Source organism: Hymenobacter sp. ISL-91, from assembly GCF_018613725.1.
Lineage (GTDB): Bacteria > Bacteroidota > Bacteroidia > Cytophagales > Hymenobacteraceae > Hymenobacter.
In genome coordinates, this window is the sequence record NZ_JAGGPS010000030.1 from 1 (window position 1) to 23,244 (window position 23,244).

The following is a 23,244-nucleotide window of genomic DNA, read 5'->3' on the forward strand; positions in this document are numbered from 1 at the left end:
CGTTTAACGGCGGGCGGGGGCAAGCCCCGCCCCTACATCGTTCTACACCACATCCACGGCCAGCGCCAGCAGCAAACCGGCCAGCGTGGCCAGCAGCTTGCGGATGTTGAGGCGGTGGTCGGGGCTGGTTTCGAACAGAATGGTGGTGGAAACGTGCAGGAAGTTGCCGGCTACCAAGCCCAGCAGAGCGGCATAAAGGCCGGTTCCCAGCAGCTGGTCGAGCACCACGTAGTTGCTGAGCACGATGCCCGCCGGGCCGGCCAGCGCGAACAGCAGCAGGTAGGGCAGCGCCCGCCGGAACGAGCCCAGCCGCAGCCGCAACAGCGCCATCAGGGCGAAAGCAGCCGGAATGTGGTGCAGCGCAATGCCCGTAAGAATGGCGTAGAAGTTATGGCTGACGTCGCCGGCCGCGGGGTCTTTAATCAGAATGCTGCCTTCCAGAAACGAGTGGATGGCCAGCGAGAAAAGCAGCATAAACGGGACTTGGCCAACGTGTCCCGGGTGCTCGGGGTGATGGTGGACATGGCCGTGCTCGACGCCCTGCGAAAATACCTCCAGCACCATCTGCCCGAAAAAGCCCGCCAGCACGAAGTAGCCCACTTGGTGGCCGGGCCGTAACTCCAGGGCCTCGGGCAGCAGGTGCGTAACGGTGAGCGTGAATAGGTAGGCCCCACTGAACGCCAGCAGCGGCTTCATCCAGACGGTGCCGGCCGTGGGCACGAAGCGCGTCAGCCACCCGGCCCCCAGCACCGTCAGGAACAGCGCAAAAACGGCAAACCACATAGGCTAATGAGTTGATTTTTATGGTGTGGTGCGATGCTGACTCTGCATATGTTGCTATGCGCTGTGTAGCGGCACATCAATCAGACAGCCAGTATATTACCCTTGTTTTTTCAGCACGAACAGCATGCGGGGGCTGGTAGCCAGGTCGAAGGGGCGGAGCTGGTAGTCGCCCAGCGTTTCGGCCAGTCGCAGGCCCGCCAGCTGGAAATACTCCTCGAACCGCTCCCGCGTGAGGGCCCGCACGCGCTCCACGAAGTGTTGCGGCCGGCCCTGCTCATCCTCGAACCGGATGTCCTTTACGATAAAGCCGTGCTGCAGGTGGCGGTGTAGCTCGAACGTAATTCCATCAATGGTCTGGGTTTCGTGGGCTACCAGCTGCCGGATGGCCAGGTCGGTGTTGAGAAAGTCGATAACCAGCTTGCCGCCCGGCCGCAGTGCGTCGGCGGCGTGGCGCAGCGCCACCACGTTTTCGGCCTCCTCGGCAAAGTAGCCAAAGCTCGTAAACAGGTTCAGCACCAGGTCGAAGGGGCCGTAGGGCAGCTCGTCGCGCATGTCGTGCTCGTAGAAACGCAGGTGCTCGTGGGCAAACTGCCGGGCGTGCGCAATGCTCTGGGCCGACAAATCGACTCCCGTTACATCGAAGCCCTGCTCGCTGAGGTAGCGCGAGTGCCGGCCCTTGCCGCAGGCTAAATCGAGCAGCCGGGCCCCGGGGTGTGGGTGCAGGTGCTCCAGCAGCCGCCCCAAAAACTGCCGGGCTTCGGCGTAGTCGCGGTGCTGATACAGGCGGTGGTAGTAAGGCGAATCGAACCAGGTGCTAAACCATTCGGAAGCAGCAACAGACATAGGCAGGGCTGAAAAACGAAGAAGGGCGTAGCTACGCCCTTCTTCGCATTCGGGAAATCAGGTTGGCTGCGCCCCGCAAACGCAGGGCACGAGCCAGCGCCGTGGACTAAAGCGTAGCAGCGGGCTTAGCGGCCGGGTTGGGCTCCAGGTCCATGTTACAAACCGGACACTTGCCGGGCTTGTCACTGGCGCTGCCTTCGCAGTTCATGGGGCAAATGTAGGCCGCAGTGGTCACGGGCGTCGCTTCAGTACCGGTAGCGGCAGGCGCTTCAGTAGCAGTAGCTTCGGTTGTGGTAGCCTTCTGCTCGCAGCTGGTTAGGACCAGCGCAGGCAACAGGCACAAGGCCAGGGCAACTTGCTTGAAATAGTTCATGAGCTTGATCAAAAAGCGTACGAGGTACAGCCGGCTACTGCCGCGGGCCGTCCAGGGCCTTGGTTGCAGTGGTGTCGGAGGCCTTTTTCACGCTCTGCATCGACTCGGGGCTGTTGGTGAGCGGAGCAGTGGGGTCGTTGGCAGTCCGCGACTCTTCGGCGTTGGTCCGCTTGCGCATGTTGGGCTCGTCGAGCGTCACCTCCGAGCTAACGGGCTCGGCAATGGCCCCGCCCTTTTCGTTATGCTCCATAGCGTTGTGCTCCATCTCGGTGTGCTCGAAGTTCTCGCTGGAGCGGGTGCCGGGGGCTACCATATCCAGCGACACTTTTTTGTCGGGCCGCCAATCCGACGGTTCGGCGCTGCAGCCGCCCAGGGCCAGCGCAGCCAGGGCAAAAGCGGAAATAGCGAGTTGCTTGCTCATGAGAAAAGTAGTGAGTAATGAGTAGTTGGTAGTGAGTACCTGGTGTTGGGCAAATAGTTGGCATCCGGCAAGGAAATCGACGAGGCTTGCTGGGGCATGTCCGATCCTGCGAGGGTAGGACCAACTACTGCCTGCTATACCAAAAGGCTTTTGCGGCGTAGCATGGCTTCGAACAGCTTCTGGTCGTTGCCGGAGTTGAAAATACGGTCGGGTACTTCCACAAAGATAGGCGCATCAAAGGTGCGGGCCATCCAGCGCTTAAATCCTTTGATTTCGTCCGGTAGCTCGGGCGTCTTGAGCAGCAGCAGGTAGCCAGCTGCCTCGCGCTTCACCTCGCCAATCATATCCCAGGTTATGCGCATGCCTTCCTTCTCGTTGCGCCGCAGCACAATCTGCTTGTTGTCAAACTCGTAGGCCATTTTCTCGAACAGCGGCTTGCTCTGCTCCACCTGCGTCATGCCCGTTACCTGGGCCGAGCGGAAGAGCACGTAGAGCAGCGTAAGGCCAGCCGAAAGGGCCAGCCACCACCACGAATGCCAGATAATAGCCGGCAGCAGCCCCACCGCAAACGGAATGAGGGCATACCACCACTCGCGCCGCCACACCCGGCCCATGGCTATGCGGGTGTAGGTGTTGGTATCGAGCTGGTGCTTTTTGGTCCGGATGGCCATCGGCGAGGGGCCCTGCTGTTGCTGCCGGTAGCTCCCGCGCTGGTTGGGTAGTTGCATTGGTGTGTAGTTGTCGGTTGTCAGTTGGTAGTTGTCAGTAATAGAGTGAAGCGAATTATTCGCCCCATCACTACCAACTGACAACTACCAACTGACAACTCATTAAAAGGCTTTCAAACTCATGTCCAGGCTGCGGACGGAGTGGGTGAGGGCCCCTACTGAGATGTAGTCGACGCCGGTGGCGGCTACCTCGGCAATGGTTTCCTCGGTAATGCCCCCGCTGGCTTCGAGCGGGAAGCGGCCGGCTACCAGGGCCACGGCCTCACGGAGCTGGGCCGGTGCCATATTGTCGAGCATGATGCGGTCGATGCCACCGGCATCAAGCGCCTGCTGCACTTCGGCCAGCGAGCGGGTTTCAATTTCGATGGGCAGCTGCCGGCCCGTTTGGGCCAGGTAAGCCCGCGAGGCTTCGATGGCCTGGCGCACTCCCCCAGCGTAATCCACATGATTATCCTTGAGGATAATCATGTCGAAGAGGCCGTAGCGGTGGTTTACGCCGCCGCCAATCAGCACGGCCCATTTTTCGGGCAGCCGGAAGTTGGGCGTGGTTTTGCGCGTGTCGAGCAGGCGGGCCTGGGTGCCGGCCAGCAAACTCACCAAGTGAGCCGTGTGGGTGGCAATGCCACTCATGCGCTGCATGCAGTTGAGCACCAGCCGCTCGGCCGTGAGGATGCTGCGCGCCCGACCCTCCACTGTGAGGGCCACGTCGCCATAGCTTACGCGGGTACCGTCCGGCAGGCGTACGTCCAGCACGAGGTCGGCATCCACGAAAGCGAAAATGTGGCGGGCCAGCTCCACTCCGGCCAGTACGCCGGCATCTTTGATGATGAGCTGGGCTCGGTTGCGGGCGTCGGCCGGAATAGACGAAAGCGCCGAATGGTCGCCGTCGCCGACGTCTTCGGCCAGGGCCGCTTGAATGAAGGCCGTCAGGGCTTCAGGAGTAAGGTAGGAAGGCGTTTTCACGGGACAAAAATAGCAAAAACGCCCCGGTTCCGGGCCGCCGTGCCCAAGTCTCTGCATTTCCGCCCCCATAGCCCTAAGCAGGGCTACTATAAATTGTCATGCTGAGGATGACTCGCCCTCCGTTCGGCCCGATCGGCCACATAAAAAAACCGCGCCCGGAGGCGCGGTAAGGGCGAGAGAATCGGTCCGGTGCCGGGCTTATTCTTTGTTGAATTCGATGGTAGCGATTTTAGGACCACTGTCCGCCGTTTTCATCTTCACAAACATGCGGTAAGTCCCGTCTTTGCCCGTGTAGCGGCCTACCGCGTAGGTTGTGCCCTCGTTGCTGCCGCCATAATGGATGAATTCGAAAGAGGCCGGGGCTTGCTTGGAGAAGAAGTCCTTCATCACAAATTCGGCCTGGGTGGCGCTGTAGTTCTGCTTGTCGCCATCAAAGCTCAACTCCACGCTGGGCGCAAAAAGCTGGGCCAGCTCGCGGGCATTGCTGTTGCGGATGGCGCTGCGCACCGGCCCGAAGGAATCGGCCTGGGCCATCACACCGACGGCCAGCAGCAACCCCAGTACCAGCACCGAAGCAAAAGAAGTTAGACGTTTCATGGAAAACAGAAAGAGTTTGATTGCCAGGCTGCGAAAATAGTGCCAAGCTGCCACCAGTTGAAACCGGATTCCGCCAAACGAGCGGGCCAGCCGGTAAGTTACAGAATAGGCCAGCCTTTTTGCCGGGTCTGCCGTATCTTTGCGCCCATGAACAAACAGGTACTGCTGGTGATTCTGGACGGGTGGGGCCTGGCTCAGGACAAGGAAGTTTCGGCCGTCGACCAAGCTCATACGCCCTTCGTTGATTCGCTGTTTGCGCGCTTTCCGCACAGCAAGCTCCAGGCGTCGGGCGAGGCTGTGGGCCTGCCCGACGGGCAGATGGGTAACTCCGAAGTAGGCCACATGAACATCGGGGCCGGCCGGGTAGTGTACCAGGATCTGGTGCGCATCAACAAGGCTGTGCGCGAGCGGAAGCTGGCCGCCGTGCCGGCCCTGCAGCAGGCCTTTGCCTACGCCCGCGAGCACCGCAAGCCCGTGCACCTGATGGGCCTGCTCTCCGATGGCGGCGTACACTCGCACATCGACCACCTGAAAGCGCTGTGCTCCATTGCCCACGATGAGGACGTGCATAACGTGTTCATTCATGCCTTCACCGATGGCCGCGACACCGACCCCAAGGGCGGCGTGAGCTACGTGAACGACCTGGAGCAGCACCTGCAGCGCGGGGCCAGCGGCAAAATTGCCTCCGTGGTAGGCCGCTACTACGCCATGGACCGCGACAACCGTTGGGAGCGGGTGAAGGTGGCCTACGACGTGCTGGTAAACGGTATCGGCACGCCCTCGCAGAACCTGATTCAGAGCATGCTCGACTCGTATAAGGAGGGAGCCACCGACGAGTTTATGAAGCCCATTGTGAAGGTGGACGCCGACGGTATGCCGCTGGCCACCATTGCCGAGGGCGACGTGGTTATCTGCTTCAACTTCCGCACCGACCGGGGCCGCGAAATCACCGAAGCCCTCACTCAGCAGGATTTCCACGCCTTCCAGATGCAGCGCCTGAACCTGCATTACCTAACCATGACCAGCTACGACGCCACCTTCACCGGCGTCATTCCCATCTTCGAGAAGGACAACCTGGAGCACACGCTGGGCCAGGTGCTGGCCGAGCACGGCAAGCGCCAGATCCGGATTGCCGAAACCGAGAAGTATCCGCACGTCACGTTCTTCTTCTCGGGCGGGCAGGAGGTGGAGTTTCCGGGCGAGAGCCGCATTATGCGCAACTCGCCCAAAGTGGCCACCTATGATCTGCAGCCCGAAATGAGCGCCTACGAGCTACGCGACGCGCTGGTACCGGAGCTGCTGGCTAAATCGGCCGATTTTGTGGTGCTCAACTTCGCCAACACCGACATGGTGGGCCACACCGGCATTTTTGCGGCCGCCGTGAAGGCTGCCGAAGCCGCCGACGAGTGTACCCGTGGAGTAGTGGAAGCCGCCCTGGCCGCCGACTACGCCTGCCTTATTATTGCCGACCACGGCAACGCCGACATGATGGTGAATGCCGACGGCTCGCCCAACACGGCCCACACCACGAACCTGGTACCCTGCATTCTGGCCAGTAACGACTACCGTGGCCCGCTGGCCGATGGCAAGCTCGGCGACATTGCGCCTACCGTGCTGGAGCTGATGGGTGTGCCGAAGCCTGCCATCATGACCGGCCAGAGCCTGCTGCACCCCCAAAACACCGGTCCGAATGCGTAAGCCCGGGCTTGTGCTGCCGGCAGTTCTGGCGCTGCTCCTGATGACGACGGCCTGCGGAACGGCAACGGATGCGCCGGTGCCCAACGAGGCGCTCCGCCAGCACACCAGCTACTTCAACCTGCTGGGCTTTCTGCACGAGCAGAGCACCGAGCTTAACCGCCGCAAACCCACCGTAGAGAAGCAGGTACTGCTGCGCGACGGGAGCCAGGAAACCGAGCGCCCCACGCCCATCGACTGGGCCAAGGAGCTGCAGATTTTCCAGCAGGCCGACATCGACAAGCCTGCTCTGCGCGGCCTCTACCTCGTCGATTCGGTGGCTACGCCCGACGGGCTGCTGCGGCGCACCTACCGCCGCCGCCCCGGCGTGGAGCAGCCGGTGCGCCAGCTCAGCGTCGTCAGCCGTGGCGGGCAGGTGCAGCAGGTGCGCGCCACCGTTTCGCAGGATAACCCGCTGGTGTACTCGGCCAAAACTCTGGAGCTGGATAGCCCAGACGGTCAGCTGCGAAGCTACCGCGTGCAGGGCGTGCAAAAGCTGATTCTGTTCGACTCGGTGCGCTACGCGGTGCGCGGAGTTGTGAGTGAGTAGCCCCAGCGGGGCGACAGATTGGTAGCAGCAACGCACCCAAAAGCAATAAAGCCCCAGCGGGGCGACACCCATCGTTTAACGGCTGGTGTCGCCCCGCTGGGGCTTTCTGCGGAATCGGTACCGGACTGCTACCGATCTGTCGCCCCGCTGGGGCTCAGTCAGTCACTTACTCACCCATCAGCGTGGCTACTACCCAGCGGCGGCCGCCGTGGGTGCGGTGCTCGCCCAGGTAAATGCCCTGCCAGGTGCCCAGCAACAGCTCACCCCGGCTGATGGGGACGCTGACGGCGTGGCCCAGCAGGCTGGCTTTGAGGTGGGCCGGCATATCGTCGGGGCCTTCTTGGGTGTGCTGGAAGTAGGGCGCGTTTTCGGGTACCAGCCGGCGGAAGAACTGCTCGAAGTCGGCCCGCACGGTGGGGTCGGCGTTTTCGTTGAGGCTGAGGCTGGCAGACGTGTGCTGAATGAAGAAGTGTGCCGTGCCCACCTGCAGTTGCTCCAGCTCGGGCAGCTCAGCCACCAGTAAATCGGTTATCAGATGAAAGCCCCGGCTTAGCGCCGGTAGCCGCAGCCGTTTCTGGAAGCAGTGCATTAGTCGGAAGTGAGAGGTGCGAAGTAAATAACGCGCTTATCCCTCATTTATAGCTCGAATTGCGGAGGTCGGTGTAGGGGCGGGGCTTAGCTGCGCTGTCCTGCGGTTGTCCCCGCCCGCCGTCACAACAAGGCATTGAACAGCTGTCGGCAGACCCCGCAAAGCACGGGCTAACTGCGGGTGGGGACAACCGCAGGACAGCGCAGCTAAGCCTCGCCCCTACACCGACCTCCAAAACGTGGGTTACCTAAGGGTTCACCCGCTCGTAGGCGCCTATGTCGGGGGTGGTGGGGTTGCGGGGGCGGTTGAGCAGGTCGGTGTTGAGGCCCGGCAGGGGCAGGGCGCGGTTGCTGGCCGGCGAAAGGGTGTCGAGCTCGAAGCTGAGTGCCGTGCCCCGGAAGCGCGACGGCGTGCTTTTGAAGATGGAAGAAGCAAACTCGTCGGGGTTGAGCACGTTGCCGTTTTTCTGCTGGCCGAGCGGCCCGGTGTTGTCGTACTTTTTGGTTTTGAGCAGGCTGTTGCGGATGCTGATATTGCCTGCGTACGACTCGCCATTGTTGAACAATAATTCATCTCCGTCCAAAATAGACCCCCAGATGATGGAGTTGCGTACCGTGAAGCTGGGTTGGGATGCGCGCAGGCGGCCATTTATAAGCAAAGTATCAGTCAGGCGCACAGAGGGCGTTAGGCGGCGACCACCGCTATAATTGGCGATGGTACAGTAGTCGAGGCGTAGGTTACTGCCCACCAATCCCTGTACCGCAAATTGCTCGCAGTTAGCCAGCAACACATTGCGGGCCGTGATGTCGCCGCCAATGGCCAGCAGACCAGTTCCTTCGAGGGAGGCCCCCAGGCCCCGACCCGACAGGGCCTGCCGGGTACTGGAAATGTTTTGGATAATCGAGTTCTCGACTATTACCGTTGGGAAAGGCCGCAAAATGTTCAAATTCAGCACCAGCAGCCCAAAAGCGCTGTTTCTGATTTCTGTAAAACGCACCACGTTGTTGCGGCTGCTCGACAGAAACCAGATGCCGCTCCACTGCCCTGGAATGTCTTGGTAAAATGCCTCCCGCCGGTCGCCCTGGAAGCGCACAAAACCGGCGTCAGTTGGCTCTATGGGGCCGTTGGGCTGAAAGGCTTCGTTGCACAGTAGCTGCCCCCCAATCACCAAAGCCGCGTCGGAGTGGGCGTAAATGCGGGCTCCCGGTTGGATGGTAAGTGTAACCAGCGAATCAACCACCGTGAAGCCGTAGAGCACATGCGGCTTGTCGGCCTTCCAGACGGTGTTGCTGGTGATGGTTTCGTTGTCGTGGAAGTAGGCGTTCTGGCCGTAGCTGAGCACTTTCACGGCCTGCTCGTTGCCGTTGGTGGTAAAGCGTAGGTCGTCTTCTACCAGAAACGGCTTGCCATCGGCCGGCGTGGGGTCAACGGTGGCCCGTACCAGCACCAGCAGACTATCCTTGCCCCGGATTTCGACATTGCGGGCTACAAGGCCGGCATCGCCGTTTATCAGCAGGCTGTACGTTACGGCTGGCCGGCTGGGCAGGCTGATTTCGGCTATCCGCACGGCCCGGGCGTTGCGGTTGTACACCCACAGGCGCTTGGTTACGGTGCCAGTGGCCACAAACACGGTATCAAACTTCACCGTGTCAAGCGAAAATTCCAGCTTCGCGCTGCTGTCAGTCGTTATCAGATCTTCCTTCGGCTCGCAGCCCGGCAGCAGCACCGTTGTGAGCAGGGCCGAAAACAGGAGCAGCAGCGGAAGCAGATAGCGCATAGGATGTTGGGTTTCGATGGAATGTCAATAGAACGTGTCATGCTGAGCGAAGCGGAGCGTAGCCGAAGCAGCTCTACCGCACTGGTAACCCCTGTAGTAGGATTAGCACTGCAGTAAAGATGCCTCGACTACGCTCCGCTTCGCTCAGCATGACACTGTTCTATGTATGTTCTGCTGGCGTTTCGCTTTCCTTTCCCAACGTCCGTTCAGCCAGAAAAATTACCCTACGCCTTCCTGCAGGCGCGCGGCGCTTTCGGCCAAGCGCAACTGCTCCACGAAGTCGTCGATGTTACCGTCCATGACATTGGCCAGGTTGTGCACCGTGAAGCCGATGCGGTGGTCGGTTACGCGGCCCTGAGGGTAGTTGTAGGTGCGGATTTTGTCCGACCGGTCGCCGCTGCCAATCATGCTTTTGCGCTGGGCACCTTCGGCTTCGTTTTTCTTGGCCAGCTCAATTTCGTAGAGGCGCGAGCGAAGCACGCCCAAGGCCTTGTCGAAGTTCTTGAGCTGCGACTTCTGGTCCTGGCACTGGGCCACGAGGCCCGTGGGCAGGTGGGTGAGGCGCACGGCCGAGTAAGTCGTGTTTACCGACTGTCCGCCGGGGCCGCTCGACATAAACAGGTCTTTGCGCACGTCGTTCATGTCAATCTGTACGTCGAGCTCCTCGGCCTCGGGCATCACCACAATCGAGGCCACGGAGGTGTGGATGCGGCCTTGGGTTTCGGTGGCCGGCACGCGCTGCACGCGGTGCACGCCGCTTTCAAACTTGAGCTTGCCGTACACATCCTCGCCCTTGAGGGCCAGAATAATTTCCTTGTAGCCGCCCGAAGTGCCTTCGGTGGCGTCAATGAGGTCCATTTTGAGGTTGTGCTTTTCGGCGTAGCGCATGTACATGCGCTGCAGGTCGCCGGCAAAAATGGCGGCCTCGTCGCCCCCGGCTCCGGCCCGGATTTCCATGATGACGTCCTTGCTGTCGTTGGGGTCTTTCGGAATCAGCAGTTCCTTGATAACGGCCTCCAGCCGCTCCTCTTCAGGATACAGCGCCTCCAGCTCGTCCTTGGCCATCTGGCGGAAGTCCTCGTCTTTTTCGGTGGCAATTACCTGCTTGGAGCTGTCGATATTGGCCAGCACGTTCTGGTAGGCCTTGTACTCGACCATAATCTTGCCCAGGTCCTTGTATTCCTTGTTGAGGGCCTTGAAGCGCTTCATGTCGCTCATGGCTTCGGGCTGGGTCAGCTCCTCGCTCACATCCTCGTAGCGCCGTTGGATGGCCTCCAGTTTATCTAGCATCTTGCCTTCTGAAATTTGTAGTAGGGCTACAAAGATACGGAAACGCGGCCGGCTAGAAATACGTCTTGCAGCGTTGACAAGCTGTACCTTTAACCGGTCAGTAAGAACGAGGTAGGCGCGGGGCTTGCCCCCGCCCGCCGTTCAACGGGAACAACCCGGTTCGTTGGATGTATACCGTTATAAGCGGCGGGCGGGGACAAGCCCCGCCCCTACCTCGTTTGCCCCGTCTCTATATCACTTCCCTATGCGCCCACTCCTGCCTCTTGCCGCCCTGCTGCTGCTGCTGCTGCTGTTTTCTGCCTGCCGCCCCGACCAGGTGGAGCACCTGAGCAACACCAAGGAGCTGGCCAAAGAATCCGTTAACTGGGAAGTAAAGCGCATTATGCCCGCCGATTTGCTGCGGGCCACCACCTGGGCCGGCGACTCGCTCACGGGCCGGGCCGAGCGGGAGCTGCGCCGGGTGCTGGCCGATAAGCTGGCCGCGGGTGGCGTGGCCGCGGCCCTGCCGTTCTGCCGGCCCGCACGCCTGCCTCGCACCGATTCGTTGGCCAAAGCCCTGCAGGCCACGTTAACCCGCGCCAGCAACCGCCCGCGCGACCCCGGCAACCAGGCCACCCTGAGTGCCGCCGAGCTGAACCCGGCCGACACCGCCCGGCAGGTGGCCCGCTCCAGCCAGGAGGTGTTCAGCTACCAGCGCCCACTGGTACTCAACGACCAGCTCTGCCTACGCTGCCACGGCGAAGTTGGCAAAGACATTGCGGCCGCCGATTACGCGCTTATCCGGCAGCAGTACCCCCAGGACCAGGCCACCGGCTACCGGCAGGGCCAGGCCATGGGGGTATGGCGCGTCAGCCTCGCCCGAACCGGCGCGGCCGCGCTCTGGACCCAGAAAACCCGCAAAATCATGAAGCCGCGCAAGCCGCTGTTCTAGCCGCTGGGCGCTTGAGGTCAGGAGCTAGGAGAACGTCATTCAGAGCGGAGCGAAGAATCTCATTCGCAAAAACTGTACTATGGGAATTCAATGTCTGCGAGCGAGATTCTTCGCTCCGCTCTGAATGACGTTCTTCCCAACTTTTCTTGAAAACAACCTTAGCGCCGCGTTTGCAGTTTGTTGGGTCTATGACGACTCCCGCTTCTTCTGCTCAATTACCTACCATCGTTATCGGGGCTGGCATGACCGGGCTGGCCTGCGCCAACTACCTGCACCGCGCCGGCCGGCCCGTGCTGCTGCTCGAAGCCGCCGATGCCGTGGGTGGCCGCGTCCGGACCGATGTAACGCCCGAAGGCTTCCGCCTCGACCGGGGTTTCCAGGTGCTGCTCACGCGCTATCCCGAGGTCGAGCGACTGATTGACTACGGCGCCCTCGACCTGAAAGCCTTTCGCTCGGGAGCCGTTATCCGGTTGCCAGATGGCAAGGAAACAACCCTGCAGAACCCGCTGCAACGGCCCATGGCCGCCTTTTCGGCCCTCACCTCGCGCATCGGCACGCTGCCCGACAAGCTGCGGATTCTGAGCCTCGTGAACCATGTGCGCGGCTACACCAGCGGGCAGCTGCTGAGCCGCAATTCCACCAATGCCCAAACGACCCTCGAGTTTCTGCGTCACTACGGCTGGAGCGAACAAATCATCGACAACTTCTTCCGGCCCTTCTTCGGGGGCGTGTTCCTCGACCGGAGCCTGAGTACGGCGGCTAATTTCTTCGAGTTTGTATTTCAGCAGTTTGTGATAGGCGAAGCCGTGGTGCCAGCCCTGGGTATGCAGCAGATACCCGAGCAGCTGGCCGCCCGCCTGCCCGCCGGCACCGTACGCCTGAACAGCCCGGTAGCCGCCGTAAACGGCACCAGCGTCCGGCTGGCCAGCGGCGAAACCATTGAGGCCGCTGCCATTGTAGTAGCCGTTGATGGCGAAGCGGCAACCAAGCTGCTGCCCGAAGCTCCCGAGGAGGCGCTGGTTTCTACCCCCCAGCCGCTGCGCTGGCGGCGCACCACCTGCACCTATTTTGCCGCTCCCGCTTCAGCCAGCCGTCCCGATAAGCTACTGCGTCTCAACGCCTCGCCCACCGGGCTGGCGCACAATGTGGCCTTCCCGTCGGATGTGGCCCCGGCCTACGCCCCAGCCGGGCAGCGGCTGGTTTCGGTGAGCACCCACGGCGAGCATGGCCTTTCGGAATCTGGCCTTACAGCCCAGCTGCGCCGGGAACTCATGGCTTGGTTTGGTGCCGAAGCCGCCAGTTGGCCGCACTTGCGCACCTACGAGCTGCCCTACGCCCTGCCCGAATACCCCGCCGGCCAGCCGGCCCGTCAGGCGCTCCGGCTTGGCGCCCGCTTGTACCGCTGCGGCGACTACGCCGCCTACCCCTCGCTGAATGCCGCCCTGGCCGCGGGCCGCGAGGTAGCAGAAATGATATTGATTGAGAAGTGATTGAAAAGGAACGTCATGCTGAGCGCAGCCGAAGCATCTCTACCGCAATGGTAACCCTATCGTTGGGTTTACTTGCACGGTAGAGATGCTTCGGCTGCGCTCAGCATGACGTTCCTTTTTTATAGTTCGTTTCTGCTAAAAACTAAGTTCCAGCGAAGCTGGGCAGTGGTCGGAGTGAATGACGTCGGGTAGCAGATCAGCGTGGCGGATGTGGGGCACGAGGCGGTTATCGACCAGTAGGTGGTCGAGGCGCCAGCCGACGTTGCGCGCGCGCGAACCGGCGCGGTAGCTCCACCAAGAGTAGCGTTGCGGGGCGTCGCCGTGGTGGTGGCGGAAGGAGTCTATAAAGCCGTCGGCCAGAAAATCCTGGAACCACTGCCGCTCCTCGGGCGTGAAGCCGGGGCTTTTCTGGTTGGCCTTGGGGTTGTGCAAATCCAGTTCGCGCTGGCAGCAGTTGAAGTCGCCGGCAATAACCAGGGGCGGCACCCCGGCGGCCCGCAATTCTGCCACATAGCGTTTGAAAAAGTGCAGCCACTCTACCTTAAACGCCTGCCGCTCGGGGCCGCTGGTGCCCGAGGGCATGTAGGTATTCAGCACCGAGACGTGTTCGAAATCGAGCCGTAGCACCCGACCTTCGGTGTCGTAGCTCTCCTGTCCGCAACCCTCGGTTACGGCCAGCGGCTTTTCCTTGGAGAAAATGGCCACGCCGCTGTAGCCGGGTTTTTGGGCTGGATGCAGGTAGGCGTGGTAGCCTAAATCAGTGAACTGCGACACGTCGAGCGGCTCGCGGCCGGCCTTTATTTCCTGCACGCACAGCACGTCGGGCCGGGCCGTGGCCACCCAATCGGCCAGGCCCTTGCTTAGGGCCGAGCGCAGGCCATTAAGGTTGTAAGAAATGATGTTCATCTGATGGGTTTTCCGGAGCAATAGAACGTCATGCTGAGCGCAGCCGAAGCATCTCTACCGCAGTAGTAATCAATGCTAATTCAACGAAGCGGTAGAGATGCTTCGACTCCGCTGCGCTGCGCTCAGCATGACAACGCTCTACTTCTTTACTCCTCCTGATTCTGCTCGTCGAAGTATTCCAGCACGTGCCATTTCAGCATGCGCTCCTGCTCCTTGAGGTTGGAGAAGGGCAGCGCCTGCAGCAGCCGATAGTGGGGCCAGCCTTCGGCGTCCACGCTCTCGCGCTCGTAGTAGCCCGAAATGCTGAACAGCCGGCAGGTGGCAATGTGCATCAGGTCCTGCTTCTGCTCTTTGGTGAAGGGGCCCGCGCCCTGGCCCAGCTCTTGCACACCAATAAGCAGCAGCAGGGCGTTCATGTCGGGCTTTTTGCCGAAGCGGATCTTCATCTCCGTCATCAGCTCCCACCAGCGGTGCTCGAACTGGGCTTCGGTTTCCTGCGGATCGAGCATGCTTAAACGGCGTGCGGGTGAACGGGGGGCGGGGTGACCGTCTCTTCCTTGAGGGCCTCCCAATATTCCACGGCCCGCCGGAAGTGCGGAATCACGATGCTGCCGCCGATAAGGTTGGCAATGGCGAACAGCTCATAAATTTCTTCTTCGCTCACCTTCTCCTCGTAGCATTTGCCGAGGTGGTACTTGATGCAGTCGTCGCAGCGCAGTACCATGGAGCAGGCCAGACCCAGCAGCTCCTTGGTCTTCACATCGAGGGCGCCCTCCTGGTAGGTGTTGGTGTCGAGGTTGAAAAACCGCTTGATAACCTTGTTATCGGCCGCCATGATTTTCTCGTTCATGCGCTGGCGGTAATCGTTGAATTCGGTGACGATACTCATGGGTTGAGGGACTGATGAATAAATGGGCAGGTGGGCTGATGGTGCTGCGCTGCTGATTGGCTGGACTATAGCCTGCAGTCAGGCAGGCGCTTAGCCAACAGCCCAAAAAACAGGACCGTGGAAGTTTCAGTATTAAGCGCTAAAATTAGGCAGAAGTTTCCCCAGGCCCACCCGTTGCCCTACCGTCATGCCGCTGCCCGTCATGCTGTCCGATTTCGTGAGCCTGCTGTTTCCGCGGGTGTGCCTGGCCTGCCAGGAGCCGCTGGCCCGCGGCGAGGACGACCTGTGTACCGACTGCCGCGCCCAGCTGCCCTACACCGACTACCACCGCCTGCCCCCGGCCGACAACCCGTTGGCCCGCCGCTTCTGGGGGAAACTGCCGGTTACGCACGTGCTGGGCTACCTCACGTTCCAAAAACACGGCCGCGTACAGCACCTGCTGCACGAGCTCAAATACCGCAACCAGCAGCAGATAGGCAGGGTGCTGGGCCGCCACTTCGGCCAAGAGCTGGCCGAGGCGGGCTACGTCGATACCTTTGGGCTGGTGGTGCCCGTGCCGCTGCACCCGCGCAAGCTGGCTCGCCGCGGTTACAACCAAGCCGACAGCTTCGCCGAAGGTCTGGCTACTTCACTCGGTTGTCTCTGGCACCCCGAAGCCCTGCGCCGCACCGCCGCCACCGAGTCGCAGACCCGCAAAAACCGCCTGCAGCGCTGGCAGAATGTTGCCACCGTGTTCGAGGCTGCCCGCCCCGAGCTGGTTGCCGGCCAGCACGTGCTGATAGTGGATGACGTGCTGACCACCGGGGCCACACTCGAAGCCTGCTGCGCCGTACTGCTCGCCGCCGGGGCCCGCGAAGTCAGCGTAGCCACCATCGCCGTCGCCTGATCACGGATTGGCGCGGATTTTAACGGATTTCACGGATTTTGTAGACGGTTTGGTTGGTCAAAAGTAAGCTTGCCAGTTAACACAACAAAAAGGCCACCTCGATGAGGTGGCCTTTTTTAATCGACTACAAAATCCGTGAAATCAGCTAAAATCCGTGCTAATCCGTGATCCTTACTTGTTCGAGCCGGCGTTGATCATGGCGCAACGGAAGCCGATGGTAGCCGTGGCCGAGTCTTCGGCCATAAAGCGGCGGGTACCAGGCGAGAGCCAGTAGGCTACATCGCGCCACGAGCCACCTTTGTACACGCGTACGTGGTCATCGATGAGCGACTGGTAGCCCTTTTTGTCGTATTTCTCGGAGGGGTCGAGGTAGCCGTTGCGGCGGAAGGGGTTCAGGTCTTCCACATCCTCGTAGGACAGCGGACGGTAGATGTCCTGCACCCACTCGTTCACGTTGCCGGCCATGTTGTAGAGGCCGTAGTCGTTGGGCGGGTACGAGAACACCTGCTCGGTAATCATGGCGCCATCGTTGAGCGAGCCGGCAATACCGGCGTAGTCGCCGCGGCCACGCTTGAAGTTGGCGAGGAACTGGCCCTGGTTTTTACCGTAGGGGTTCCGTACCTGACGGCCATCCCAAGGGTAAATGCGCTTGTTTTCCTGGTTTTCGTTGCCGGTTTCCTGGGTGCCGATGAGGGCCTGGGCCGCGTACTCCCACTCGGCCTCAGTTGGCAGGCGGTAGTTGGGCAGCGTGTTGCCGTTTTCGATGGCGATTTTCACGCCGCCGCCATCCTCGGAAGTACCCTCAGCAGCATCGCCGCCTTTGTTTTTCTTCCGGCCGAACAGACCACCCTTGCGGGAGCCGCCGCCATCCTCAGATGCGTCGCTGGCCAGTCGCTCATTCACCTTGGCCGTGCGCCAGGTGCAGAAGTCGTTGGCCTGCAGCCAGCTTACGCCCACTACCGGGAAGTAGCGGAAGCCGGGGTAACGCAGGTAGTAATCCACGTACGGGTCGTTGAACGACAGCTCGCGGGCCCATACAGTGGTGTCGGGCAGGGCCGACATATAAAACTCCTCGGCCGAGTCCTTGCGCACGTAGTGCAGGTATTCGAGCCAGTGGATGTTGGCTACTTCCACCTCATCCATGTAGAAGGAGGCCAGCGTAACGGTGCGCTCTAGGTTGTCGTGGCTCATGGCCACGTCCTCTTCGGCCGAACCCAGCACTGTACGGCCGCCTTCGATAAACACCAAACCTGGCCCCTCGGGGATGCCTTGATAATCAGACACCTTCATGCCCTCATCGGTGTTGTACTCGATGCCCGTGGTCGAGCTGTATTTGCCGGGGTTAGTAGCCGAGCGCCCGCCCTTGTTACAGGCAGTGAGGGTGCAGGCTCCGACGAGGGCCAGGCCCAGGTACTTGGAAATATTCATGATCAAGTTGAAACTACCTGTTAAGAAAGCATTTAGCCGAGGCAAGTCGGGTGCAATAATACAACATTTTAAAAAGCCGGGCAAGGAATTTTCGGGTAATTGCGTCGCTTTAGTCGGCGCCAGGCCGCTTCCAGCGCATCGAACTCGCGGAGCGTGAGCGAAAGCTCGTGCGCTCCGCCCAAATCGGCGCTGAACTGGCTGAGGCTGACATCGTAGCTATAACCAAGCCGAAATGTGCCCGCGCTGATGCCGGCTACGGCCGTAAGCACTTGCTGGGGCCGGGGAGCACCGGGCAGCGGCAGCCCCCGGTACACGGCTCCCAGTGTTAGTGGGGTCGTAGTAAAGTACAATCCAAGGTCGGTGCGCTCGGAGCTGCCCTGGCGGGTGTAGCCGGCCGTAGGACTGAGGCTGACTTCGCGCTGCTCGCGCACGGTATTGGTCTGGGCGAAATAGAATTTGTAGCCGCCCTGCACATTCAGGCGCATGGGCAGCACCGATTGGCCCGCGAAACCCAGGTTGGGTTGGTTGAGGTGGTGGGCCGCTACGCCCAGCCAGAACTGCGGCCCGAACAGCAGCCCACCCGCGCCGGCCGTGAGGTAGTTAACGGGGGCATAGTCGGCCGCTTCCTGGCTGAGGTTGCGCACCTGCCCGTCGTCGGAGAGCTGGTCGCCAAACGTGAGGTTGCTGTAGCCGACGCGCTGGCGGCCGTAGCTGAGCGTGGCCCCGCCGCTGAGATTGAGCTGGCGGTTGAGGCGCACATGATACGCGTATACGCCCCCGGCCTGCAAGCGGGTATAGCCCACGCTGCCCGTGCGGTCCTGGTTTATCAGCAGGCCAAAAGCACTGCGCTGGTTGAGCAGGCGGTAGTCGGCGGCCAGCTGCGTGGTTTGGAAGGTGCCGGCCAGGGTAGGAAACTGGTTGCGGTAGCTGAGCGTTACACCATAATCGTCGAGCAGGCCGGCGTAGGCCGGGTTGAGCTGCATGCGGTTGGCGAAGGGCTGCGCAAAGTACAGGTCTTGGGCCTGCGCGGCAGGTACGGCCAACAGCAGCCCGGCAGCGGCCAGCCACCGCCGCCGCTTTCCGGGTTCTGCTGCTGCTGACGTGCTGGTGCTTGGCATACGTGGGCGGCTAACGAGCGAACCGGCGGGTTTGGTACCTGGGGCTCTAAGAGAACTGTAAAGGCGCTGGCCGCTGCTGAGGCCTACCAGCGTTTCATCGGGGCTGAGGGGGCTAACGCGAACCGGTTACGTAAGTAGTCAGGCGCCGAAAGGCAAGATAGTGGGCCTGTACACCGTTTACCACAACGGTAGTCCGGTGGAGTTTCTCCTTACTTTTGCCCGGGTCGGCAGCCGGGTTGATGATGTTGATAGTCAGTTCGGCTGCCGGAATTTACCGCTTTTAAGTAGTCATTCTATGCGCAAGTTTTTCATTGGCCTCGGGGTTTTCCTGGTCGTTGTTGTAGCCTTCCTGGCCCTGGCGCCGCTGCTGTTCAAAGATAAAATTAAAGCTGCCTTCGACAAGCAGCTCGCCCAGCGGGTGCGGGCTGAGGTGCAATATGATCCGGAAAATATCGACGTAACGCTGCTGAGCACCTTCCCCGATCTGGCGTTGCGCATCAACCAGCTGCGCATTATCGGCCAGGACTCGTTTGCCCGCGACACGCTGGCTTACCTGCCCCAGACGCGCATCGGCCTGAACCTGATGAGCGTTATCAGCGGCGACCAAATCAAAATCAAGAATATCACCTTAGAAGAGCCCGACCTGAATATAAAGGTGCTCAAAAGTGGCCGCGCCAACTGGGACGTATTCGTGTCGGACTCGGCGGCGGCTACCAAAGGGCAGGATACTACGGCGGTGAGCCTGGCCATTAAGGGCTGGCAGATTACGAATGGCCGCCTGCGCTACGACGACCAAAGCATCCCGTTTGGTATGGAGCTGCGTGGCATCGAGCACACCGGCTCGGGCGACTTCGAGCAGAACGTCTTCGATATGGTGAGCCAGACAACGGCGCAGTCGGCCTCGCTGAGCTACGACGGCGTGCAGTACGTGAGCAACAAGCAGCTCGACGCCGACGTGACTATGGCCATGAACCTGGAGAAGATGCTCTTCACTTTCAAGGATAACAAGGTAAAGCTGAACGATTTTCCGGCCACCTTCCAGGGTACTATCGGCCTGCCCAACGCCACCGATATTGTGTACGACCTCACGTTTAAGGCGCTGGAAACCGATTTCAAGAACATCCTGAGTCTGGTGCCGGGTGCGTATACCGAGCAGTTCAAGGACATTAAAGCCGGCGGAAAGGTGGCCTTCGACGGCTATTTTAAGGGCGTGCAGAACGCGCTGCAAATGCCCGGCTACGGCGTGAATCTGCAGATAAAGGACGGCAGCTTTCAGTACCCGGCCCTGCCCGAGCGCGCCCGCAACATCAACGTGGATATGGTGGTGGACAACCCGTCGGGCTTCACCAACAACGTGAAAGTGAACGTGAAGCAGTTTCACTTGGACCTGGGCAAGAACCCGATTGACGGCAATATGGCCATCGACGGGCTGGCCCCGATGAAGGTGGACGGCCGCGTGAAAGCCAACGTGGATCTGGCCGAGATGCTAAAGGTGTATCCGGTGCAGGACCTGCTGCTGCGCGGCAAGCTGTTCGTGGATGCCACGGCCAAGGGCGTGTACTCGGCCACCCAGATGCCGGTTATTCAGGCCCGGATGAACCTGAGCAACGGCTACGTGAAGAGCAAGCAGTTTCCGGCCCCGATTGAAAACCTGACCCTGACCGGCACCGTCACCAACCCCACCGGTCAGCTCAACGACACCAAAGTCAACATCCCGCAGTTCAAGATGCTGCTCGACGGCGAGCCGCTGGAGGGCCGCGTGGCCACCCAGGGCGTGGACAAGCTGGCCTTTGACACCGATGTGAAAGGCACCGTAGACCTGACCAAGCTCACCAAAATTTTCCCGCTTGAAGGCATGACAGTGGCCGGCCGCCTGAACGGCAACGTAGCCGCCAAAGGCAACATGGCCGATATTGAGGCCGGCCGCTACCAGTCGGTGGTAGCTTCGGGTACTGTGAATGCCCGCAACATCGACTACAAGAGTCCCGACTTTCCGCAGGGTATGAAGGTGAGTCAGGCCACGGCTACGTTCAACAACGACCGGATCGTGCTGCGCGATATGCAGGGCTTCGTGGGCTCGTCGGACGTGGCGGCTTCGGGTACCATCAGCAACTACCTGGCCTACCTGTTTGTGCCCGGCCAGCCGTTGCGCGGCGACCTGACGGTGAACTCGCGCCGCTTCAACCTGAACGAGTGGATGGTAGACGAGGTGAGTGCCAAGCCCACGGCCGGCGCTACGGCCGCCACCAAAGCCCCCGCCGCCGCCACCCAGGCCGACGGCGTGCTGCAGATACCCAAAGAGTTCGACCTGACCATGAACACCACCGTAGGCCAGGTGCTCTACGACAACCTGAAACTGAACGACGTGAAGGGCACCGTAACGGTGCGCAATCAGGTGGCCACGCTCAAAGGCCTCACCTTCAATACGCTCGGCGGTAGTTTTGCCACCAACGGCTCGTATAGCAGCCAGAACCTGGCCCACCCGAAGTTCGATTTCGGGCTGAACGTGAAGGAGCTGAACTTCCAGCAGGCGTTTGCGGCCTTTAACTCCGTTAAGAAGCTGGTGCCACTGGCGGCCAATCTGGAAGGCATCTTCTCCACCAACTTCAATGTGAGCGGCGAAATGGGCCCCGACATGATGCCCCGCTTCAGCACGCTCACCGGTAAGGGTGTGTTTGATATTGTGCGGGCGGCCGTAACCAGCTCGCCGGTGCTCACCAAAATCAGCAGCCTCACGCAGCTGCAGGAGCTCAAGAACTTTGTGGTAACCAACAAGGATGTGGCGGCCGAAATTATCAACGGCAACTTCGTGGTGAAGCCGTTTGATGTGAACGTGGGCCAGATCAAGATGACGGTGGGCGGCTCGAACAACATCGACGGTGGCGGGCTGGAGTACGTGGCGGCCCTCGATGTGCCCACGGGCCAGGTAGGTAACGCCCTCAGCAGCCAGCTCACCCGGCTCACTGGCGTTTCGAACCTGAAAAGCACCGAGCGCGTGACGCTGGGCCTCACCATTGGCGGCACCATCACCAACCCCCAGGTGAAGCTGAGCAGCGGCAGCGTGAAGGGCCAGGCCAAGGATGTGGCCAAGGAGCTGGTTAGCGGCATTGTGCAAAGCAAGCTCGACGACTCGAAGGCCGGGCTGGCGGCCAAACTGCTGCTTTCGCAGGATAGCCTCAAAAAGGAAGCGTTGGTAAAGCGCCAGGAGTTGGAGGCCCGCGCCCAGTTGGAGCTGGAAAAGAAGCGCCTCGAAGCGGAAGCCAGGTTGCGCGAACAAGCCAAAAAAGGCCTTAACAGCCTCTTCGGCAAGCCCAAGCCAGCCGCCACCCCGCCCCCGGCGGCCCCGGCGACCCCGGCCCCCAAACCTGCCGAGCCCAAGGCCCCAGCCGATACGGCTAAGGCCGGAGAGTAGGTCTGGTACAGTTATGCTGAGCCTGTCGAAACATCTCTACCGCTTAGTAGCAGGCGCTTAATGGCGCGCCGGAGTGTTTCGACAGGCTCAGCCTGACTTTTGGTTGTGCCGCAACAGGCTACGGGCCGAAGCAAGCTGGAGCGCGCTCAAAGCCGAATTGTTACTCACGGCACCCATTTCCCTTTCTCGAAGAAAGCGGCTGCAAAGTCACGTATCACCCTGATAGCTACTTCAGTCTGGGCTGCTGCCACCTCTGGGCCACGGTATGTTTTACCAGTTTGGGCAGAATCTGAACCCCCGCTTAGGTCAGCTCGCTGTCTGTTTTTACTGTACTACTCCGGTTAATGGGCCGGCATAGTCTGCTTGCGTTAAGTGCGCTGCTTCTACCGCTGGTAAACCTTTTTCAGGAAAGAGTCAATAAAGCCGACTGTCGGCTCAAACCAGGGGTCGAATAAGGGAAAGGTGTGAGGGGTGTCCGGAAACGTATGCACCTCGGAGTAAATGCCATAGCGGGCCAGTACTTTTCTGAAGTCGTCGCGGCCGGCGTGCATCCGGGCTACCGAACTGTTGAGAAAGAGGAAAGGCGGCGTGTTTTTGTCTGCGTGGGTCAGCGGCGACGCCTGCTCCCAAAGAGCGAAATTCTCCTTCTTGGGATACCCCAGCCAGTACGTGGCGGCTGAGGTGGAGCGGGAATCGTCGCCCTCGCCGGATTCCGGGTGCACAAATGAAAGGATACCATCTATATCTACCACTGCCTGAACTTTACCCGAGGTGGCGACACGCTCGTGCTGCCCCGCATAGGCAGAATTGTGGTTGGTAGCGCCCAAGAAAGCCGCTAACTCCCCACCCGACGAAAACCCCAGCGCGGTAATTTGCGCCGTATCCAGATTGAACTGCTTCGCATTTTGCCGCATCCAGCGCACGGCCGCCCTCAAGTCATCAACCGGAGCTGGGTAAAGTGCCTCCGTAGAAAGCCGGTAATCCGCCGTAAAGCATGCGTACCCCAACGCTGCCAACCGCTGCGCCAGCGGATTGTGCTGCTGACGGCTGCCACTCCGCCACCCGCCGCCGTGAATGAGCAGAATAGCCGCGGCCTTGGTTTTGCCCTTTTTCTTCGGATAAAAGGCATCTAACCGCAATTTTCGGTTGCCGACAGTACGATACACCAGGTCGCGTTTCTCCTGCACGGAAGGCAGTGAGAACTCCTCTACCAGTTTAATGCCGGGGTGCTTTTTCCTCTCCTTCCTGTATGCTCCTGCGCTAGAGAAGGAGGTATCTCGCTTCCCGGTCAGCCCAGCAGTATGCTGAGCCAGAGCAGGTGCGGTGGCAAGCAGAGTAAGAAGACCCACAAGGTATAGTTTCATCGTTTCGAAGATGTCTATGGACTAGCCTGCGCTGCTCCTGCTAGATGTTCTCGGGCAGGCGGATAGCGTCCTCAAAGTTGCCCAGGATGAGCTTGTCGCCCTGCGTGACGGCCTCGACCAGCAGCGCCCCGCCCACGAAGGCGCCTTTCCACGACTCGCCCAACCCGCCGAA

Annotated in this window: 22 protein-coding genes; 6 read left to right on the forward strand and 16 right to left on the reverse strand. The window is 60.7% G+C overall.

The window, feature by feature from the left end; translation table 11 throughout:
* Window positions 1-42: 42 nt before the first annotated feature.
* From J7E24_RS12550 to J7E24_RS12580, 7 genes are all read right to left on the reverse strand, one after another.
* Window positions 43-783: a ZIP family metal transporter gene (locus tag J7E24_RS12550; protein WP_215138503.1), complete on the reverse strand. Its 741-nt coding sequence runs from the start codon at window positions 781-783 to the stop codon at window positions 43-45.
* A gap of 96 nt (window positions 784-879) precedes the next feature.
* Window positions 880-1,626, reverse strand: coding sequence for a class I SAM-dependent methyltransferase (locus J7E24_RS12555; protein ID WP_215138504.1), 747 nt, complete (start codon window positions 1,624-1,626; stop codon window positions 880-882).
* Window positions 1,627-1,732: 106 nt separating this feature from the next.
* Complete coding sequence (locus tag J7E24_RS12560; protein WP_251047181.1) at window positions 1,733-1,999, reverse strand: heavy metal-binding domain-containing protein; 267 nt, start codon at window positions 1,997-1,999, stop codon at window positions 1,733-1,735.
* 34 nt (window positions 2,000-2,033) lie between these two features.
* Window positions 2,034-2,420, reverse strand: a complete 387-nt coding sequence (locus tag J7E24_RS12565) for a hypothetical protein (RefSeq protein ID WP_215138505.1) — start codon at window positions 2,418-2,420, stop codon at window positions 2,034-2,036.
* A gap of 134 nt (window positions 2,421-2,554) precedes the next feature.
* Window positions 2,555-3,148: a hypothetical protein gene (locus J7E24_RS12570; RefSeq protein WP_215138506.1), complete on the reverse strand. Its 594-nt coding sequence runs from the start codon at window positions 3,146-3,148 to the stop codon at window positions 2,555-2,557.
* A gap of 102 nt (window positions 3,149-3,250) precedes the next feature.
* Window positions 3,251-4,111 (reverse strand): carboxylating nicotinate-nucleotide diphosphorylase, encoded by an 861-nt coding sequence (gene nadC, locus J7E24_RS12575; RefSeq protein WP_215138507.1) that lies wholly within the window; start codon window positions 4,109-4,111, stop codon window positions 3,251-3,253.
* A 198-nt stretch (window positions 4,112-4,309) separates the two neighbouring features.
* Complete coding sequence (locus tag J7E24_RS12580) at window positions 4,310-4,708, reverse strand: DUF4783 domain-containing protein (RefSeq protein ID WP_215138508.1); 399 nt, start codon at window positions 4,706-4,708, stop codon at window positions 4,310-4,312.
* Window positions 4,709-4,855: 147 nt separating this feature from the next.
* Between J7E24_RS12580 and gpmI the strand changes: the two genes are divergently transcribed.
* Together gpmI and J7E24_RS12590 are read left to right on the forward strand one after the other, a co-directional pair.
* Complete coding sequence (gene gpmI / locus J7E24_RS12585; protein WP_215138509.1) at window positions 4,856-6,406, forward strand: 2,3-bisphosphoglycerate-independent phosphoglycerate mutase; 1,551 nt, start codon at window positions 4,856-4,858, stop codon at window positions 6,404-6,406.
* On the forward strand, window positions 6,399-6,992 hold the full coding sequence (locus tag J7E24_RS12590; protein WP_215138510.1) for a hypothetical protein: 594 nt from the start codon (window positions 6,399-6,401) through the stop codon (window positions 6,990-6,992). The genes gpmI and J7E24_RS12590 overlap by 8 nt, the downstream gene beginning before the upstream one ends.
* Window positions 6,993-7,158: 166 nt before the next feature.
* Here J7E24_RS12590 and J7E24_RS12595 read toward each other — a convergent pair whose 3' ends face one another.
* The 3 genes from J7E24_RS12595 to prfA all read right to left on the reverse strand — a co-directional run bounded on the left by J7E24_RS12595 (window position 7,159) and on the right by prfA (window position 10,648).
* Window positions 7,159-7,581 carry a secondary thiamine-phosphate synthase enzyme YjbQ gene (locus J7E24_RS12595; protein WP_215138511.1) on the reverse strand — a complete coding sequence of 141 codons (423 nt, stop codon included), beginning with the start codon at window positions 7,579-7,581 and terminating at the stop codon, window positions 7,159-7,161.
* Between the two features lie 247 nt (window positions 7,582-7,828).
* Entirely contained in the window at window positions 7,829-9,358 is a 1,530-nt protein-coding gene (locus J7E24_RS12600) for a hypothetical protein (RefSeq protein ID WP_215138512.1), read from the reverse strand.
* A gap of 219 nt (window positions 9,359-9,577) precedes the next feature.
* Window positions 9,578-10,648: a peptide chain release factor 1 gene (gene prfA, locus J7E24_RS12605; protein WP_215138513.1), complete on the reverse strand. Its 1,071-nt coding sequence runs from the start codon at window positions 10,646-10,648 to the stop codon at window positions 9,578-9,580.
* A 244-nt stretch (window positions 10,649-10,892) separates the two neighbouring features.
* Between prfA and J7E24_RS12610 the strand changes: the two genes are divergently transcribed.
* Together J7E24_RS12610 and J7E24_RS12615 are read left to right on the forward strand one after the other, a co-directional pair.
* Window positions 10,893-11,579, forward strand: a complete 687-nt coding sequence (locus J7E24_RS12610; RefSeq protein ID WP_215138514.1) for a DUF3365 domain-containing protein — start codon at window positions 10,893-10,895, stop codon at window positions 11,577-11,579.
* Window positions 11,580-11,767: 188 nt separating this feature from the next.
* A complete protein-coding gene (locus J7E24_RS12615; RefSeq protein ID WP_215138515.1) occupies window positions 11,768-13,069 on the forward strand; it encodes a protoporphyrinogen/coproporphyrinogen oxidase in 1,302 nt (433 codons plus the stop codon).
* 135 nt (window positions 13,070-13,204) lie between these two features.
* On the opposite strand, the gene J7E24_RS12620 is transcribed toward J7E24_RS12615, so the two are convergent.
* From J7E24_RS12620 to J7E24_RS12630, 3 genes are all read right to left on the reverse strand, one after another.
* Window positions 13,205-13,975, reverse strand: coding sequence for an exodeoxyribonuclease III (locus J7E24_RS12620; RefSeq protein ID WP_215138516.1), 771 nt, complete (start codon window positions 13,973-13,975; stop codon window positions 13,205-13,207).
* Between the two features lie 146 nt (window positions 13,976-14,121).
* A complete protein-coding gene (locus tag J7E24_RS12625) occupies window positions 14,122-14,484 on the reverse strand; it encodes a hypothetical protein (RefSeq protein ID WP_215138517.1) in 363 nt (120 codons plus the stop codon).
* A gap of 2 nt (window positions 14,485-14,486) precedes the next feature.
* The gene (locus tag J7E24_RS12630; protein WP_215138518.1) at window positions 14,487-14,864 is read right to left on the reverse strand and encodes a carboxymuconolactone decarboxylase family protein; all 378 of its coding nucleotides are present in this window, start codon (window positions 14,862-14,864) and stop codon (window positions 14,487-14,489) included.
* Window positions 14,865-15,051: 187 nt separating this feature from the next.
* On the opposite strand from J7E24_RS12630, the gene J7E24_RS12635 reads away from it, so the two are divergent.
* On the forward strand, window positions 15,052-15,750 hold the full coding sequence (locus J7E24_RS12635; protein ID WP_215138519.1) for a ComF family protein: 699 nt from the start codon (window positions 15,052-15,054) through the stop codon (window positions 15,748-15,750).
* Window positions 15,751-15,921: 171 nt separating this feature from the next.
* On the opposite strand, the gene J7E24_RS12640 is transcribed toward J7E24_RS12635, so the two are convergent.
* The gene (locus J7E24_RS12640) at window positions 15,922-17,178 is read right to left on the reverse strand and encodes an SUMF1/EgtB/PvdO family nonheme iron enzyme (RefSeq protein WP_215138520.1); all 1,257 of its coding nucleotides are present in this window, start codon (window positions 17,176-17,178) and stop codon (window positions 15,922-15,924) included.
* Between the two features lie 68 nt (window positions 17,179-17,246).
* Window positions 17,247-18,296, reverse strand: a complete 1,050-nt coding sequence (locus J7E24_RS12645; protein WP_215138521.1) for a PorP/SprF family type IX secretion system membrane protein — start codon at window positions 18,294-18,296, stop codon at window positions 17,247-17,249.
* 295 nt (window positions 18,297-18,591) lie between these two features.
* Here J7E24_RS12645 and J7E24_RS12650 point away from each other — a divergent pair, with 295 nt between their 5' ends.
* Window positions 18,592-21,708, forward strand: a complete 3,117-nt coding sequence (locus J7E24_RS12650; protein ID WP_215138522.1) for an AsmA-like C-terminal region-containing protein — start codon at window positions 18,592-18,594, stop codon at window positions 21,706-21,708.
* 383 nt (window positions 21,709-22,091) lie between these two features.
* Here the strand turns inward: J7E24_RS12650 and J7E24_RS12655 are convergent, their stop codons facing one another.
* On the reverse strand, window positions 22,092-23,072 hold the full coding sequence (locus J7E24_RS12655) for an alpha/beta hydrolase (RefSeq protein ID WP_215138523.1): 981 nt from the start codon (window positions 23,070-23,072) through the stop codon (window positions 22,092-22,094).
* Between the last annotated feature and the right edge of the window lie 172 nt (window positions 23,073-23,244).